Origin of the sequence: Vibrio iocasae (assembly GCF_042245395.1) — a bacterium.
Taxonomy (GTDB): Bacteria; Pseudomonadota; Gammaproteobacteria; order Enterobacterales; family Vibrionaceae; genus Vibrio; species Vibrio iocasae.
On record NZ_CP145311.1, the window covers coordinates 1,868,162 to 1,884,584 of the forward strand.

General features: G+C 38.0%; 17 protein-coding genes and 1 pseudogene. 4 read left to right on the forward strand and 14 right to left on the reverse strand.

The features are described 5' to 3' along the window. The first annotated feature begins 25 nt into the window (after nucleotides 1–25). Nucleotides 26–529, forward strand: coding sequence for a hypothetical protein (locus SNR28_RS18220; protein WP_375749965.1), 504 nt, complete (start codon nucleotides 26–28; stop codon nucleotides 527–529). A 566-nt stretch (nucleotides 530–1,095) separates the two neighbouring features. On the opposite strand, the gene SNR28_RS18225 is transcribed toward SNR28_RS18220, so the two are convergent. The 6 genes from SNR28_RS18225 to SNR28_RS18250 form a co-directional block, all read right to left on the reverse strand. Then, nucleotides 1,096–2,991 (reverse strand): hypothetical protein, encoded by a 1,896-nt coding sequence (locus SNR28_RS18225; RefSeq protein ID WP_375749966.1) that lies wholly within the window; start codon nucleotides 2,989–2,991, stop codon nucleotides 1,096–1,098. Nucleotides 2,992–3,283: 292 nt separating this feature from the next. After that, nucleotides 3,284–3,559: a hypothetical protein gene (locus SNR28_RS18230; RefSeq protein WP_375749967.1), complete on the reverse strand. Its 276-nt coding sequence runs from the start codon at nucleotides 3,557–3,559 to the stop codon at nucleotides 3,284–3,286. 43 nt (nucleotides 3,560–3,602) lie between these two features. Further along, nucleotides 3,603–4,085: a hypothetical protein gene (locus SNR28_RS18235; RefSeq protein ID WP_375749968.1), complete on the reverse strand. Its 483-nt coding sequence runs from the start codon at nucleotides 4,083–4,085 to the stop codon at nucleotides 3,603–3,605. A 44-nt stretch (nucleotides 4,086–4,129) separates the two neighbouring features. Further along, on the reverse strand, nucleotides 4,130–4,345 hold the full coding sequence (locus tag SNR28_RS18240) for a hypothetical protein (RefSeq protein ID WP_375749969.1): 216 nt from the start codon (nucleotides 4,343–4,345) through the stop codon (nucleotides 4,130–4,132). A gap of 40 nt (nucleotides 4,346–4,385) precedes the next feature. After that, complete coding sequence (locus SNR28_RS18245) at nucleotides 4,386–6,047, reverse strand: methyl-accepting chemotaxis protein (protein WP_375749970.1); 1,662 nt, start codon at nucleotides 6,045–6,047, stop codon at nucleotides 4,386–4,388. A 19-nt stretch (nucleotides 6,048–6,066) separates the two neighbouring features. After that, nucleotides 6,067–6,429: a DUF413 domain-containing protein gene (locus SNR28_RS18250; protein WP_375749971.1), complete on the reverse strand. Its 363-nt coding sequence runs from the start codon at nucleotides 6,427–6,429 to the stop codon at nucleotides 6,067–6,069. Nucleotides 6,430–6,700: 271 nt separating this feature from the next. On the opposite strand from SNR28_RS18250, the gene SNR28_RS18255 reads away from it, so the two are divergent. Further along, complete coding sequence (locus SNR28_RS18255; protein WP_375749972.1) at nucleotides 6,701–7,528, forward strand: mechanosensitive ion channel family protein; 828 nt, start codon at nucleotides 6,701–6,703, stop codon at nucleotides 7,526–7,528. Nucleotides 7,529–7,551: 23 nt separating this feature from the next. Here the strand turns inward: SNR28_RS18255 and SNR28_RS18260 are convergent, their stop codons facing one another. The 7 genes from SNR28_RS18260 to SNR28_RS18290 form a co-directional block, all read right to left on the reverse strand. Then, nucleotides 7,552–8,451 (reverse strand): LysR family transcriptional regulator, encoded by a 900-nt coding sequence (locus SNR28_RS18260; RefSeq protein WP_375749973.1) that lies wholly within the window; start codon nucleotides 8,449–8,451, stop codon nucleotides 7,552–7,554. Between the two features lie 61 nt (nucleotides 8,452–8,512). Next, on the reverse strand, nucleotides 8,513–9,856 hold the full coding sequence (locus SNR28_RS18265; RefSeq protein ID WP_375749974.1) for a magnesium transporter: 1,344 nt from the start codon (nucleotides 9,854–9,856) through the stop codon (nucleotides 8,513–8,515). A gap of 7 nt (nucleotides 9,857–9,863) precedes the next feature. Further along, nucleotides 9,864–10,313 carry an ATP-dependent zinc protease gene (locus SNR28_RS18270; protein WP_375749975.1) on the reverse strand — a complete coding sequence of 150 codons (450 nt, stop codon included), beginning with the start codon at nucleotides 10,311–10,313 and terminating at the stop codon, nucleotides 9,864–9,866. Between the two features lie 22 nt (nucleotides 10,314–10,335). After that, entirely contained in the window at nucleotides 10,336–11,343 is a 1,008-nt protein-coding gene (locus SNR28_RS18275) for a succinylglutamate desuccinylase/aspartoacylase family protein (RefSeq protein ID WP_375749976.1), read from the reverse strand. Beyond that, nucleotides 11,343–12,248 (reverse strand): 30S ribosomal protein S6--L-glutamate ligase, encoded by a 906-nt coding sequence (gene rimK / locus SNR28_RS18280; RefSeq protein WP_375749977.1) that lies wholly within the window; start codon nucleotides 12,246–12,248, stop codon nucleotides 11,343–11,345. Before rimK ends, SNR28_RS18275 begins: the two co-directional genes overlap by 1 nt. Nucleotides 12,249–12,377: 129 nt before the next feature. After that, on the reverse strand, nucleotides 12,378–13,217 hold the full coding sequence (locus SNR28_RS18285) for a hypothetical protein (protein ID WP_375749978.1): 840 nt from the start codon (nucleotides 13,215–13,217) through the stop codon (nucleotides 12,378–12,380). Next, nucleotides 13,217–13,930, reverse strand: a complete 714-nt coding sequence (locus SNR28_RS18290; RefSeq protein ID WP_375749979.1) for an IclR family transcriptional regulator — start codon at nucleotides 13,928–13,930, stop codon at nucleotides 13,217–13,219. Before SNR28_RS18290 ends, SNR28_RS18285 begins: the two co-directional genes overlap by 1 nt. 249 nt (nucleotides 13,931–14,179) lie before the next feature. On the opposite strand from SNR28_RS18290, the gene maoP reads away from it, so the two are divergent. After that, a complete protein-coding gene (gene maoP / locus SNR28_RS18295; RefSeq protein WP_375749980.1) occupies nucleotides 14,180–14,467 on the forward strand; it encodes a DUF413 domain-containing protein in 288 nt (95 codons plus the stop codon). A gap of 257 nt (nucleotides 14,468–14,724) precedes the next feature. Here maoP and SNR28_RS18300 read toward each other — a convergent pair. Then, a pseudogene (locus SNR28_RS18300) lies at nucleotides 14,725–14,927 on the reverse strand (IS5/IS1182 family transposase); the annotation flags it as partial. Between the two features lie 251 nt (nucleotides 14,928–15,178). Here SNR28_RS18300 and SNR28_RS18305 point away from each other — a divergent pair. Beyond that, the gene (locus SNR28_RS18305; RefSeq protein ID WP_375749981.1) at nucleotides 15,179–16,375 is read left to right on the forward strand and encodes a type III PLP-dependent enzyme; all 1,197 of its coding nucleotides are present in this window, start codon (nucleotides 15,179–15,181) and stop codon (nucleotides 16,373–16,375) included. Nucleotides 16,376–16,423 lie beyond the last annotated feature (48 nt).

Consider the following 16,423-nt stretch of genomic DNA (forward strand, 5'->3'; position numbering starts at 1 on the left):
AACACACCAACCATGGTCTTTTAATATGATTAAGTTTGATATAGGTTCCCCCCAGGAAATTGAACACATAATCTACATGGATGAAGAATATCCGACATTACGTGTCTTAGAAAAATTACCCGATGTGGCAGATTTCATTCGGGCCCCTAGGCTAATCTGCATGATGATAATATTTAAAATCATCTTCAAATTGGAAATTGAAAATTTCGACTATGATGGTCAAGAGTTTAAGTTCGAACACAGCGACTCTGACCGTGTTGAAGAGCTATTTGATCTATATAAGTCAGTTTTCGAAAAGTACAGCCAGTATTTGGTTATTCTTTACGAAGATAGTGACGGACTTCCACAAACTAGGTTTGAAACTGACGTTAATCTAAAACCAAAAATCATTAAGGAAACTAGAGAACAGTTTAAGCAAATCGATCTGCTTCAAGTTGCTAATGGAGTCATCATTGATGCTATCAGCATAAGGAAATTTGGCGGCTACTCAGAGCTAATAAATCGGATTAACTCAGCTCCTATTAGCTAAAGAACTGGTATTAATAACCAAATGCCCATGAACCCAAGAAAATCTCAATCGTAATGAGTTGCTTGCGCTCTCCTCAAAGAAACGTAACGCTCACAACATAAAATTTCATCATGGGCAAATATTCTTAAGATGACCACCATTTGATATCAATTAGTTGTGTTAATATATACTGTACTTCCATTAATCCACTTGGAAATATTACTTAAGAAGTTCAGGTGTATCTTACTGAGTTTTGTATTGTGACATCTTCACAAGACTTGATGATTATCGTAATCATAGTGCCTTCCAGTGCCTATTTCACGAACATATCTATATATACACCTCTAGCACAGTTATTTGTGACATAGCTTACAATCGACTTTCGGATTACTTTAAGTGTCACTAATTATAAAACGGTACAACTCATTAAAACTGTATCAGTAAAGGATAATAAACCGTATCATTTAGAAACCTGAATGAGACTACGCTAAAACATCTATTATCGTGAACTGCATTTTTATATGTCAAGCATATATACGGAAAAAAGTCAGAATACCTGCATATGTCTTTGCGTATGTACAAATTGCCTAATTTTCACATACAGATATAGAAAAGAAGTGAGAGTTTAAACATCTTTCAGAAAACACATTCAGTAGTTCTCTAATAAAGTCATTATACTCCCGCTCCATTACCTCACATCCCTTATATGGAGCTCCGTTGAAATAACGTGATAATGAGTCAGCATTTATGATAATAGTGTAATCATGTATATCATTTCCAGCCATTCGTAGTGCTCTTTCAAGCTCTAAGGCAAGTGTTTCTGTGGTGGCCATATTGGATAAATACATATCCGTTATGTAAAGTACATGTCCGTAAACTCCACTAAACATTTCGTCATTATTCTGAGCATATGTCGATAGCTCATGAAGCTCACTACTTATTGAATACATTAATTGAGCATGAGTTCCCAACACAGATAGATCATTTAGATTGGAAATAGATGTTCCATGAATTACAAACTCTGTTCTAGAGTGACTATTGACTCTTTCAACGGTCAAATATTCCATTGTAAAGGGTATGATAAAAGGCAGGCTCTGAAAATACTCCTCAGCTTCCTCTTCGGCTTCTTCTCGTGCGTCTTCGATAATAGCCTCAAGCTGCTTAAAATTTAGCTCACCGCATCTTACGGCCTCTTCTAGCTTATTTCTTAGCCTACACTCATCGAAATTGACAAAGTCATTTACTGCTTCATCCTCTACATTAATTAATATATTGTGATATCCAAGCCTATCATCTTGCCTAGAATATGGCGTTATAAAAACATGTAAGTTATCTGGTGACTGATAATGTCGACTGAACTCAGACTGTTCTTTTATAAACCACTTGTCTGAAAAAAGCTGCGGTGGTTCGTAGGGAACGAACGTCAAATCCCAGAGCGTTTTTGTCCAATCTTCGTGCATTTTGAGCCACTGCTCAGCAAGAGTTTGAAGTTCCTTTGTGAATGCTTTGCTCCAAAAAAATTTCTCATAAAACTCGTACTTAGCTTTTGAAAAATCCTCTATGCAGGGTTTTACACTATCAAGCTCAGACCAAATGAGGGTGTCATACTCTTTGGAAGACAATATCATTTCGTTAAGAATACAATGGCCTTGAATGTTTTGTATTAACTCACCATAGAGATTGTCAGTTAGTGAGTGCACTAACTCTTCAGAACGAGCCATATTATTGGGTGGACATGGCTTACCTAGGAAAATATTTGATAGGTGCTTCACTACATCTGAAAACAAGAATGATGCAAGAAAACTTATATCTATCTTTGCTCCTCTTTTGATCATAAGCGGCTTTTTGCACAACTCTCCAGCAACTTTCTTAATGTGCAAAGAGTTATATTTATCCCAATAACTAAAGCACATGTCTTTGATATTTTGGCCCACGCGTTGTGCTATTCGATCTGTTGTGTCTGACTCAGAAAACAGGATGCTTGGTTCTACTGTGATAGAATTGATATACCTTGAAAGGTTAGTTTGACTTGCGCTAAGCCATGTACCCTCTCCACTCGGTGTCAAACCTTTTGGGATTGGTTCTTCCAGCAACGCATCTATAGTTTGATCCTTTCCAAAAAGAGAGATGATAGATGCGAAGCTATCCTTGTTAGCTTCTGTCTGTAAGTCACTAACAATTGCTTTCCATACCAGACTCCGTTCCTCTTTAGACAGATGAAATCGTTCTGGAAATGGGAAATTTGCAAGCGAGAAATGAGTTGCTATCTTGTATGTTTCTAAGAACACATTATTTAGCGTATTCGGGAATGTGTCATCAAATTCCAGAGGAAGGTTTTCCAACAACAAAGTAAGTGTCCTATGTCCAAATGCTTTCGCTGTAGCATCACTAACGTTAGAAAGCTCTATCTCTACTTTATTGCTATTTAAAACACTATGAATATGTCGGCATAATAACGAAAAAGCTTGTCCATCAACAATCACTAGATTCACCCTTTAGCATAACATTTGTATAATCCTAGAATTTGTTGGCTTGAATGACTAACAATGTATCAAATGTTTTATTCAGTATGAACTTGACTCTAATAACTACATTTGGGAACTAGTACGAATAGAAATGTCGTAGATTAAAGTTAGTAACATAAAAGCTATGTATCATCCTCTTCATCATTATCTTCAATGATGAAGATAATCGAAATAAACAATCTACATTCTACTTTTCGGCAATCGTCAATTTAGCCAATTAACCCATATGGAAATAACAAAATTGTTTTAATCATATTATTTTCTTAAACCCATCCCCTTCAAATGATATAGCTATTTCTGATAACTCATTCAAAGCCGCTAAGTTCTCGGGGGTTTTATTATATCCCGTCGGCATGTTCAACGACAGAATCTTTTCCCTACCAGGAAATAGCATAATAATCAGCTCGTCTATTATGTAGATCGGATTGGCTATGCCCCAATAATCTCTAAGCCTCTGGTTTGCATCTGGGTCTTTAACCGACAAACATCCTTGTAAGCCCCTATATTTGTATCTAAAATCAACCATTGATGTTTACTCACCGTAAAGTATGAAACCTATACACCCCCTCTTAGTCAGTACGTAAAAAACTGTAGTTTTCTTGATAGTCGGCAGAAGAACCATTAAATAATTCATTATCCAATGTTATAAATTGAACTGCTGTTACACCCTCTACTTCAAGTTCAGTCAATACAACAGTGTTATCAACCAACCTGACCTTATCCAATCCACTACATACGTCAAAACTAGGACTAAAACGAACGTTATCAGCTCCGACCTCAATAAAAGATACGACATCTTGACAATGGTTGCCTCCAGTACTGGCCATAAGGACAATGTAATCCTTACCTTCAAGACCACCTAAGTTTTGTGCTTTAACATCCATCCATTCACTATAGCCTATAACTTTGTCAGCAAATATATAGCTTTGCGAAAACCAGTCTCTCGTTGCTTGGTTATTTGTAATTGTTAAACTTCCATATGGAGTATTTAGGGTCTGTTCAGCGCAAATAAAAGCGCTGAACAATAAAAAAACTAATGGATACTTATTCATTGTCTAGTTATTTATCCTTGACCAGTGGTATCAAAACCACAAAGTCATATTAGACCTATCGTATCTTCTGTGGACACAACTCCAGAAGCATTGATGCTATAATCCATTTCAAAGTTAAACTCACAACATGGGCAAATATCATGCTCTGTTAAACTATTACTGTGAGAGAGCGTAAAATAACAATTGGGACAGACTTTTTTACCAAGGTTGGCGTTTAATTCGCTTTTTATTTGCCGTATTTTCTTTACTGTAATGGTCATTTCGACCTCCTCAAATTTCAACGACCAAATCTAATTAAAACTAGAATCTAAACTGAGATACCAACTTATATAAATCATCAACTTGTTCACTTAACTCTTGACTCTTATTTCTGTTTAATCTGCTTAAATCAGCAGATTCATCACTCTGTTCAGAAATTTTCACAATTCTCTCTGAAATATCATTGCCTACTAATGATTGCTCTTCAGTAGCTGTTGCTATAAGAATGTTCACTTCTGCAATATCACTTATAGCATTTTGTATTTGTTCCAGAGCTTTCTTAGCTTCATCAACTTTCTTTACTGTATCTTCACTTTTATCGTGACTACTATGCATCGAGGATACTGCGCTATTTGTAGTAGACTTCAGTACCATCGTCATTTCTCGAATTTCCTCAGTACTGTCTTGTGTTCTACTCGCAAGCTTACGAACCTCATCAGCCACTACAGCAAAACCTCTTCCTGACTCTCCTGCTCTTGCTGCTTCAATGGCAGCATTCAGAGCAAGCAAATTAGTTTGCTCTGCGATGTCTTTAATCACTTCTAGTGTTAACGTTATGCTTTGAACATTGTCTTCCAATTGGCTAATTACATCGCTGGTATCAGATATTTCCGAGGCTAATAAACGCACAGAATCAACAGATTCATTCATTATGTTAGATACTTCTGAAGCAAAATTATCTGCATTAGTTACCGAAGTTGCCGCTTGCTGAGCATTCTGAGAAATTTCACCCGCAGTAGTAGTCAACTCAACCATCGCAGTTGCAACTTGATCAGTTTCCTCTCTTTGAGACGCAGCTATAAGATCTACGCTCTCTGCTCTTTCAGTAATTGACGCTGTTTCCTTCAACACTTCACTACTTACATCATTGATTCGCTTTATAATTCTATGAATTTTATTTATAAACTCATTGAAATATGTTCCTAACTCAGCGAATTCAGGTATTGAATTTTGGGGTAGTCGGTCTGAAAGGTTAGCCTGACCACTAGAGAAATTTTTCAAAGCTACCGTTATCTTTTGCAATGGATTAGTTATCGTTCTTGAGAAGAAAATGGCACAAATCATAGCAACGATAAAAGTAGTGATTAGTATCGTTGCAATATCAACTAAGACTCCATTAACACGCTCTTCAACGTTTCGCTCGATCTTAGATACCATGTCATCAAGTGAATCAACGTAGAAACCTAACCCAATAACCATATCAAAAGCAGGCATGTAAACTGAGTAAGAGATTTTTTTCTGCTCTTTCCCTCCAACTAATGGCGGCATGTAATACTCAGTAAAATCACCTGCTTTCGCATTTCTTATGATCTCTTTGATATAGTAATTTCCTTTGGAGTCCTTGGCATTTAAAAAACTTTTACCAACATCGGTGCCTTTGTCACCGATAAACATCCGAACACCATTTGTCGAGTACCCAAAAAGATAACCATCTTCACCGAATTTAAGACTCTTAAGTCTATTGATTACTATTGGTTTGTTCGCAGGGTCATCAATCAATTCAGAAACTGATGACATCGCTAAATCTAAAAAGTCCTTAAGATCGTCCTTCTTCACTGAAATAAGATTACTGTGCGACGCTTCAATCTGCTCCTTTGCAAGCCCTTTTGTATCCATATAGGTGACAATGAGCACTGCCAACGAAACAAATAGTAGCGGTAGCAATACAAGTAAAAAAATACGGTTCTTAATGCTTATCTTCATGGGTACTCTTAAGTTTCAATTAATATTCTTCAGCTAATTCTTCAGAATCGGAAGTGTCAGACTCAAAAGTTTCCTGATGTTTACTTCTTCCGTTCAAAGTATGAAAACTCTTTCTTCCTCTAGCGAGTTGAACGTATTTCAACCATGTCTGCTCTATCTTTGATTTAGCCTTACCTGGATTACGTAATACTTTCAAAAAGTGTTTTTCTTCTGGGTTTTCTGGGAATATGTCTCCCAGCTCCAATGCCAACAACGTTTGACCATAAGAGCTTAGAATGTCATCTTCAGCTATAGTAAAATATCCAGACTTTCCAAACCCACGCGGAAAGGCTTTATTGTCATAGAATCGTCTTTCACCGACTCGAATATTGCTATCAACCATTTCTTTATCCTCAAAGACACTAATTGGTCTGCTTCGAGCCAAAGGTATTTGCTAATTGATAATAAATCCAGCTAATAATTTTTTACGTAACCACAAATATTATCTATTAAAAACATAAACTTATTGACAAATAATTTTTATCATAACCATAAAAATTATTGTCCTTAAAATTCAAAAAAAATGGCCTTCACCTAGTGACAGAAGAAGACTTTTACCTATAATTGCCGCTCATTTTTTATCCTAATAAATCATTCAAACAAAGAGCAGAACAATGTTCATTCCAGAACTTCCAATACCCCCTAAAGTAACGTTTACTATCGCCCTCATTTTTGGGGTTTGGGCGATTAAATGTCTTTGGATTACGGCTATCAAACGATCTCACCGTCCATTAGAAGAAAGGCAGAAAAACTGGATAAGTGTAGTTAAAAATTTGAGTAACCTTGGGGTGGCTATTGGTATAGCGTTCGTTTGGCTATCCGAGCTTCAGAATTTCGCCATATCAGTAGCAGCATTTACTGTTGCTATTGTTATTGCAACAAAAGAGTTATTGCAGTGTTTTCTTGGTTTCTTCACTTGGGTAACTAATCGTCCGTTTCGTGTCGGAGACTGGATAAAGATCAATGATCAATACGGAGAAGTGGCAGATATTGATTGGATTAAGTTTCGTTTGCTTGAGGTCGATTTTGAAAACGGCTACACATACACAGGTCGTTCAATTACCGTAATGAATAGCGCTTTACTTACACAACCCGTAATAAGTCTAAACTTCATGCGAAGATATGTGATGCATAAGTTTTCTATTTATAGAGATAACAGCGTAAATTTATTTGAGCTTAGAGAACCAATAACTGACAAGATAAATGAGCTGATTAGTCCTTTCAAGGAAGTAGCATCACGTTACTCCAACTTGATAAGTAAAAGACTAGAGATCGAAGCAACCTCAATAGAGCCATTTATTGATATTCACACTACAGATTTGACACATCAGGTAATATCTATAACGATTTTCTGTCCTACAGAAGAAGCTCATCAAATAGAACAAAAGATCACAGAATGTTTTATGGCGCTCTGGTATGAGCGCCTTAAAAAAGAATCCTAAAAGGAGGATATTTAGAAGCAGACTTAACCTTCTTCATTAAGTTCTGCTTCACTAGCCTGAACCAAGCTATAGGCAGTTGACGGGTCAATATTCTGAATAAGTTTCTCGACCTCCTGAATTGCCTCGATAGAAATACTTTTCTTGCGATAACTCAAATAGAGTGGTCTATCCAACTCCATACTGTTTTCAACACCTAGTAATTGCCCTGAATTTAAAAATGGTTCAACAACTGACGCAGGCAAATAAGCACTCCCTCCTTTTTCAAGAATAAAGTCCAAAGCGATACGCCCAGTCGATGTCCTTAGATATGGGGCATATTTCTGAGGGTGTCGTGATGCGTGTTCTGAAGCAAAAGCTGTTCCCCAATCTACATAGACATAACGTTCAGAGAGTGCTTTCTCTACATCACAATGATCGGTTGATACTAAAACTAAAGTTAAATCTGCTACTTTTTTACATTCCAACTCTTCTGCCTTTAATGGATCAAAAGCAAACGCCATATCAAGCGTCCGCTCTATTAATCCACGGTTAATCTGATCCCTACTTAACACTTCGGCATTAAAACCATAACCCTGGAATGCATCTGTCACGACGCTGAGGCAGTTTTGTAGGTATGCATCCCAGATATTAGGCGTTCCCGCAATCGTTAACTGTAGCGCCTTGGAGCTTTCCAATGATAGCTCATACTTAGCCTGCTGAAGTGTTTTCACCATTACTTCAGCGTAACTGACGAGCCTTTCACCAGAAGATGTCAACTTGATGTTATTCCGATTTCTGGTAAACAGCACTGTGCCAAAATAACTTTCTAATTGCTTGATACGAGCACTCACCGCTGCTTGAGTGATATGCAGGTTTTCTGCGGCTCGTCCAAAATGTCTAACTCGAGCCAGTTCTAAAAATGTACTTAGTACTCTTACGTCCACTTTTTACTCTTTAATAAATTAGTAAGTCACGGTGTATATTATGTAACTATTTGATCGCACTCTAAACTAAAAAGATAGCACCCAACCCTAAAAACACCAGAAAACCCACAACATCCGTCACAGTTGTTAGTACCACTGAGCCCGCTACCGCAGGGTCAATATTAAACTTCTTAAGTGTAAACGGAATTAAAGTTCCAGATGCAGCCGCAGCTAAACTATTTACTGCAATCGCACAACAAATGATCAGCGCTAATGGTAAAGAAGCAAATACATAGTAAACAATACCACCTATTACTGTTCCCATAACAAGGCCGTTGATTGCAGCTATCTTTAACTCTTTGTTGACCAACAATTTCAAGTTACTTTGATGTAGGTGGTTTAATGCTATCCCTCTTAGAGATACGGCTAAAGTCTGACTTCCAGCAATGCCTCCCATACTCGCAACAACAGGCATCAATATAGCCAACGCTACAACTTGTTCCACCACACTATCGAAAATGCCTATAATTGCAGATGCAGCAAATGCGGTAATCAGATTTATAACTAGCCATAAAGCTCTTAAGCGTGTTGCAACTCTAAGCGGAGTAAAAAGGTCTTCTTCGCTTTTAACATTCTCTGGGACAACAGCTTGTAAACTAAGCTCACGCAGTGTTAATGCTATGGTCGTCATTGACATAATACCCATCACTTTTCCACCCGCAAGAACTGGGAACCATGTAGCAGTACCATCTATCGATATTTGCTTACAAACTTCATTGATATCCTGAGTATCTTCGAGTAATGGTGTCACCATGGCAAGCGCCTTCAGCTTTACATCATTGTCATAAATCAATAGAGTGTCGGGATCCACCGTCCCAACGATTCCCGAAGAATCACGGACAACAATCAACCGTATAGGGCTCTCTGCTCTCCTGGCAATTTCGTTCTTGATTCGGCCTACGCTATTTTTTGTATTTGCTACTAAGAAAAAAGGTTCAGCATAGCGCCCAACTTTATCGTCTTCGTAAGAAAGAGCTTGTTGGATATGAGCGACCGTTTCTGAACTTTGTGTTAGAAGATATTCGTCGACAAAGTCTGTTGGCAAAAAATCTGAAAAAGTGATTACGTCATTTTCAGTAATATGAGACAGCCGTTCATTTGCTAGCTCCTCTGAAAGAGAAGCATGTATATGCTTAGCCGTCTCATACTGTAAAAAGTTAAGAATAGTCCAATATTTTTCAGCAGGGAGGGCTTCAATAATAGTTCGTCTATGCGGAACATGGACAGACTCCAGTATGTTTGCAACCTCGGTCTCTTGCCTTTCATGGAGAAAAGTCAAATTCTCATTTGACTCAATAGCAGTTATACACTCTGCCAGTAAATCTGAACTGTTTTCCATTACTTGCTGTTGGTTGAAGTCTGTCATTATATTTTTACCCTGAACTTGGTTCTTTTGGTTCATCTATTAAAGTAAATGCTTTACTGGGATCAACATAGACTCGATCTCCCATCCCTTCCCGTCCCAATAGCATCAAGTAGCTCATTTCCTGTCGATTAGTTAACGTTATTTCGATAGGCCATGTTCGGCCACCTATACCAAAGTTAGTTTGAATTACATAGCGTTGTTCCGATTCGCCATTAGACGATTTAATCTTTCTTGAATCCACAACAGGTGCAGAACATTTTACGGTTTGCTCAAGGTTATAAATGTCTGGGTGAAGATCAAATTCGACAAATAATTTTCCTTTCTTCCGAAACCTACGAATATTGTCCACATGGAGTGAAGAAGTTTTTGCCCCAGTATCGACACGAACTTCCAGGTCAAAAATACCGAGTTCTGGCAGATTGCACAGCTCAAGGTTCCCGATAATTAATCTGTCCATTGAATCTCTCAATATCTCTTTATTAATTGAGGATGGTTTCTTGCATTAACTCAATATGCTCAGCAACATCATCTTCGTCTTTACCAAAGTATGCGATGTGGAACATCGCATCCCCTTCCTGAACTAGTGGTATATTCTGTTTACCAATAACAATGCCTGATCTGGTAGAAACTACCTTTTGGATTAGTTCTCCAAGAGGAGAGTTAATTTCCGCCAGAGTTTGACCCTTTTCTACTTGTTCACCCAATTTGGCAAACTCGTTAACAAATCCACTCCCTGTAGCCCGAATCCATTCACTCTTGTTCGCGACAAAAGGTTCTATCTTACGTTTTCGACTGCGACGTTTTCTCAATACCCCAAGGCTCATCAACACATTCAATACACCTTTTACGCCAGCTTGAATGGATAGTTCGTCAAAGCGGAGCGCTTCTCCCGCCTCATATAGAAGTATTCGGGTATCATTTTCGGTAGCAGCTTCACGAAGAGAGCCGTCTCTCAGCACCGAATTGAGAAGCACTGGGACACCAAACACTTCAGCAAGCTTTAACGTTTCTTCATCACTCAAGTCAGCTCTTATCTGTGGTAGATTTGACCGATGTATTGCTCCCGTATGAAGGTCGATACCATAGTCACAATGCTTTACGATGTTTTTCATAAAATTATGAGCTAACCTTGCAGCAAGTGACCCTTTTACCGAACCAGGAAAACTTCTGTTTAAATCCCTTCTATCTGGCAAATATCGGCTTTGGTTCAAGACACCATACACATTCACCATCGGAACAAGAATCAAAGTCCCTCTTATTATGTTCAGGTTTGATTCGATTAATCGCCTGATAATTTCGATGCCATTTAGTTCATCACCATGTACTGCCGCACTGACAAATACTGTTGGGCCTTTTCTAGTTGCTCGCTGTACATGAACAGGTATAGAAAGTTCCGTATCGGTATAAAGCCTTGCAACTGGTATATCTATTTGATATTTCTCACCTGGTTTAATATCAACATTTGCGATCGACAGTACATTGGACATCAGCCTTTTCCTCTCGTTCTATTTGCATTTGGCTTAGCACTTTTTTCGATAAAGTCGAATATCATTCCAGCAACATCTTTACCCGTTGCCGTCTCAATACCTTCTAAGCCAGGTGAAGAGTTGACTTCCATAACAACAGGGCCATTGTTTGATTGAAGAATATCTACTCCACATAAGTTTAGCCCCATTGCTTTTGCTGCATTCACCGCTGTCATTCTTTCTTCTTTAGTCAAACGAACTAGCTGAGCACTGCCACCTCTATGCAGATTCGACCTGAATTCACCTTCTTCTGCTTGACGTTTCATGGCAGCTATCACCCGATTTCCTACCACAAAACAACGAATATCAGCACCGCCAGCTTCTTTAATAAACTCCTGAACCAATATGTTCGCTTTCAATCCCATGAAAGCTTCAATGACACTTTCAGCAGCCTTATTAGTTTCTGCTAGTACAACACCAATGCCTTGCGTACCTTCCAACAGTTTGATCACCAATGGAGCACCACCTACGTTTTTGATCAAATCCTGAATTTTATCTGGTTTGCTAGCAAATCCTGTTCGAGGTAATCCAATTCCTTTTCTGGACAATAGCTGAAGCGATCTCAATTTGTCGCGAGAACGACTTATCGCAATTGACTCATTCACACAGAATGTTCCCATCATTTCGAACTGACGTACAACTGCTGTACCATAAAATGTAATTGACGAGCCAATCCTCGGTATCACTGCATCATATTGAGGTAAGTCTTGACCGTGATACCGTACTTTAGGATTGCTACTGGTAATATCCATATAGCAATGCAGAGTATCAATAATATCAACTTGATGACCTCTAGCTTCACCTGCTTCTTTCAAACGACGAGTAGAGTACAAAGATTCATTTCTAGACAAAATAGCAATACGCATAAAACTTTCCAACTATGTGAGAATTAATATGGCGCGAATTTATCTGCGATTGGATGAATTTGAAAGCAAATAAATTCTATCTTTACGATAAAAATATTTTTCAATAAAAATTAGTAAAACTACATTGTATTAGGCAGCATAATTTACGTCCTCTCTTTTGGCTCTTATAACATCCAGTACTTTCTTTGCCTCATTAGAAAAAATCAAATTCTCCGAATCTCCAGTCAAATGAACTAATGAAACCTTATTGGATTTCATTAACGTTTGAATAATTGACAACACCGTTTCAAACTCTAAGGCAAACGGAGGGTTAATGGTCATCCCTCGAACTATCGTTCTAAGATCAATATTCAATGCGATGCAATCATTTCTGTATATAAACGTTTCCAACTCTCTATATAATTTACTAGAGTTCATTGGGCTGAATAGAGCGCTACTCACCCAACGAACACTCATCGACTTCGCCATGTTTATATCGCTAGGGGAAATGGCATCTTCATAAATACCCAGGCTTAACAATTCCACATCCGATTTTTCTGTCATTATGCTGCTGAAATTTTGCATGGGTACGAAGCTAATACCACTCGTTAAGTCAATATTTTGATTGATATTGACGACACCGACCTTTTGAGAACTAAAGTCTGCAATGCATTCAGTGAAACTTTCGCAACTATTTGAAATAACAACAGGCAATGCCCTGTACTCGAGTAAAGAATGGACATACCTCGAGAACTCCATAATTTCTACAATGTTTGTCGATGTGATTGGAAAATAACCGCCATTTGTCATGCGAGCGCCATAAGGTGCATCGGTAAATCCATACCAATAAAACACATATTCAAGAGCCTGTTCCGCTTCATCGTAAAGCAAATAACTGTCTTCTGTTGCCTTTATACAGGTTCCAACCAACACCAGTTCTTTACCAAAATTTCTTTTTTTATAAAACCTTTGAAATAAACGCTTAAACATCAATCCATTCCACTCAATATTGAGGCTTCATTTAATAAGTTTTGGAGCACTAGTTGTGTCATTCCATCCGTTCTTCTTTGTGGAGACATAATAGATAGCGCCCCTACCACGGTTTTCTTATGTTTGACTGGCACACTAATTCCAACAACGCCTTCGTTGTACTCTGAATAACTAATGCAAAACCCGTCTTTTTTTATCTTCGATATCTCTGATACCCACTTGGGACTATCTATATCAACTCCATAAAATTGCGCCACTTTCCTTTGTCTTCCTGAGGGCAAGTTTGCAAGTATTATTTTTGATGTTGCCCCCTTCACTAACGGTTGGGTTTGACCGATTTCAAAAGAGCACCTGAGTGCATTATGACTTTCCCTGCTTTCAACACATAACGCATGGTAACCAGCGGGTACCATATAGACACTTGTTTCCCCAGTGATATCTCTCAAGCGTTCTAAGGTGGCTTCAATTTCTTTGCTTTCTCCTTTAGTTTTTTCATAACTTTTGGTTAACAATAAAGAGGTTGAGCCAATAAAAATCTCTTTTGTTATTGGATTTTCCTCGATGTAGTTCCAATCTTTTAATAAAGAAATATATCGATAAAGACTGCTAAGAGGCATACGTAAATCATGACCAAGTACCTTTATACTGACAGGAAATCCATATGTTGAAATTTGCGTCAATATTAGAAACGCTTTGTCATTTGTATTACTCATAAAAACCATCTAGTTACAAATTTAGAAATCTTCTCGATTTTTGAGAAAAATATTTACCTAACCTGATAATAAACTGTGACGTATAAATCACCAAAAAAATCTAATCAAAAAATTTTAATCGTGAAGGAAAATAATATTTATCCTATTCATTGATTAATATATTTTGTTGCACAGATAAATTATTTTAGTTAGCTATTATTTAATTATGCTGATATTAAGGATTTCAGTTTAAACAGCGTGGTGTTAAAGATGAAACACATTAGCTTTCGTATGGGGCAACACAACTTCGAAGATGTTGTGAATTTTCCTGAAGGATTCGTTAAATCTGGATTGTTTAGTGATGCTGAAGAAGAAATCTTGGTTTACTGGGGGGAAACCATGCATGGTTTAGACATTGGAGAACTATTTCCCGAAAACCAAGAAGAAGAGCATTTTGTTCGAGTGTTAGACAATCCGAAACTAGCCAACTCTTCTTTTGAAAAAATTTGGCTTAAATATCGAAAAATTGCAAATAATTACCTGCCAAAAGAACAATGAGACTAATACTCACCTTTTCGAGTCGCTCCCTTTTCTTAAGTGAACTACTGTTAGTAATAATAAGAAAAACCAGAACTTTAGGTTAAATCATGCTTGAGTACGTTCAAAATAGTAGCCTTATAAAACAACTATTGATGGTGGCATTACTGCTCATCTGTTTTCGGCTTATTAAAAAACAGGCCTACTACTGGTTAACTGCACTTGGGCGTTGTTGATCAATTCAGCCTTGGGAGCGATTGAGCTCTCTGGGTAGCTTCTTAATAGCTCAGTCTCTGACGAACAGGCATACCAAGCCCAGTGCGTTTGCTCAATACCTTTACGTTAGCAAAGATTTTACCTACTTGGTCATTGTATTTTCTCAATGTCACTTCCCACTGAGCAGTTGCTTATAGCGATACATCGCAGTCCCAACCAACGAACGCTGGTGATAACAGTTGTCCGTTTTCCATTGCTCCAGTTGGTCAAACATTCAAAACACAAGATAACGAAACCACAGGTTGAAAATATATTCGAAATTTTTGTTGCGCAGACATTAATCACGCATTAATATCCGCTCGCTTCTTGCTGATAGCCAATCCGAGTACATCACATTTTGCTATGTGACAAGGCGATAGAGCAACTATCCAAGAGTGACTTTGACTGCGGTTCCCGTGTTTATTGACGCTCACTTTTCAAAATTGCTTGAAAGGTTATCTTTTTAGGAGGTTGCTTATGGCACATGCAGCGTTAGATTTTTCAGCTTTTTCTCCTCCAGTACTCAATACTGAAGAAACTCAATTAATCGAATCTTCTGTAAGACAATTTGGCTCTCCGTTGCTACTTCTAGACTGTAACGTAGTACGGGAACAATATAGAGCACTTAAAGCTGCTCTACCGAATGTAACTTTGCACTTCGCTTTAAAACCATTACCAGATCCTGCTGTTATAAGAACATTGCTGTCTGAAGGTGCGTGTTTTGATCTCGCTACATCTGGTGAAGTTGACCTCGTTGCATCCCAAGGAGTTCCAGCAGAAAAAACCATTCATACTCACCCAATTAAAAGAGACCAAGATATTCAGGATGCTCTAGACTACGGATGCAGGGTATTTGTCGTTGACAATATTAACGAGCTAGAGAAGTTTCTTCGTTATAAAGACCGTGCTGAAATCCTAGTTAGATTGAGTTTTAGAAATGAAGAAGCGTTTGCGGACTTGTCCAAGAAGTTTGGATGCAGCCCCGATCTCGCCATCGAAATCATATCTCGAGCCAAAGACCTAGGTATTTATATCAAAGGGCTATCATTCCATGTTGGTTCTCAAACAACGAATCCGAATAAATACGTTGATGCTATTGGTGTATGTTGTAATTTAATGAACAAAGTTGTTTCATTAGGATTGCCAGCACTTAGCATGTTAGATATCGGAGGCGGATTTCCTGTATGTTACTCGAAACAAGTTCCCTCAATAGACGAGTTCTGTAAACCAATTAATGAAGCGATATCTAACCTTCCAGAGACAGTATCGGTCATTGCAGAACCTGGACGTTTTATTGTCGCACAATCAGTAATGAGCATTGCTTCTGTTATGGGACAGGCTGAAAGAGATGGTAGAACCTGGTATTACTTAGATGATGGAATTTATGGTTCTTTTAGCGGCTTAATGTTTGATGAAGCAGAGTATCCCATTCTAACAATCAAACAGAGTACACTTTGTTACACAAGCGTTTTAGCAGGGCCAACATGCGATAGCATTGACATAGTTGCTGAAGAAATCATGTTACCGAAGCTAGAAAACGGAGATTTGATCGTGGGTCGTATGATGGGTGCTTATACGAGTGCAACAGCAACAGACTTCAACTTCTTTAAACGAGCAAAAACAGTCGTTTTGAACGAGTTCTCAGACAATAAAATTTTACTCTTAAGCGAATAGTAAGGTCGTCCTTTTAAAATAAATCTCATAGGTTTGCGCTTGTTGTAT

Excerpts from the sequence above, each read along its gene's own strand:
- SNR28_RS18220 (WP_375749965.1), top strand. The coding sequence starts at position 26 with ATGATTAAGTTTGATATAGGTTCCCCCCAGGAAATTGAACACATAATC.
- SNR28_RS18230 (WP_375749967.1), bottom strand. The coding sequence starts at position 3,559 with ATGGTTGATTTTAGATACAAATATAGGGGCTTACAAGGATGTTTGTCG.
- SNR28_RS18235 (WP_375749968.1), bottom strand. The coding sequence starts at position 4,085 with ATGAATAAGTATCCATTAGTTTTTTTATTGTTCAGCGCTTTTATTTGC.
- SNR28_RS18240 (WP_375749969.1), bottom strand. The coding sequence starts at position 4,345 with ATGACCATTACAGTAAAGAAAATACGGCAAATAAAAAGCGAATTAAAC.
- SNR28_RS18245 (WP_375749970.1), bottom strand. The coding sequence starts at position 6,047 with ATGAAGATAAGCATTAAGAACCGTATTTTTTTACTTGTATTGCTACCG.
- SNR28_RS18250 (WP_375749971.1), bottom strand. The coding sequence starts at position 6,429 with ATGGTTGATAGCAATATTCGAGTCGGTGAAAGACGATTCTATGACAAT.
- SNR28_RS18255 (WP_375749972.1), top strand. The coding sequence starts at position 6,701 with ATGTTCATTCCAGAACTTCCAATACCCCCTAAAGTAACGTTTACTATC.
- SNR28_RS18265 (WP_375749974.1), bottom strand. The coding sequence starts at position 9,856 with ATGACAGACTTCAACCAACAGCAAGTAATGGAAAACAGTTCAGATTTA.
- SNR28_RS18270 (WP_375749975.1), bottom strand. The coding sequence starts at position 10,313 with ATGGACAGATTAATTATCGGGAACCTTGAGCTGTGCAATCTGCCAGAA.
- SNR28_RS18275 (WP_375749976.1), bottom strand. The coding sequence starts at position 11,343 with ATGTCCAATGTACTGTCGATCGCAAATGTTGATATTAAACCAGGTGAG.
- rimK (WP_375749977.1), bottom strand. The coding sequence starts at position 12,248 with ATGCGTATTGCTATTTTGTCTAGAAATGAATCTTTGTACTCTACTCGT.
- SNR28_RS18285 (WP_375749978.1), bottom strand. The coding sequence starts at position 13,217 with ATGTTTAAGCGTTTATTTCAAAGGTTTTATAAAAAAAGAAATTTTGGT.
- SNR28_RS18290 (WP_375749979.1), bottom strand. The coding sequence starts at position 13,930 with ATGAGTAATACAAATGACAAAGCGTTTCTAATATTGACGCAAATTTCA.
- maoP (WP_375749980.1), top strand. The coding sequence starts at position 14,180 with ATGAAACACATTAGCTTTCGTATGGGGCAACACAACTTCGAAGATGTT.
- SNR28_RS18305 (WP_375749981.1), top strand. The coding sequence starts at position 15,179 with ATGGCACATGCAGCGTTAGATTTTTCAGCTTTTTCTCCTCCAGTACTC.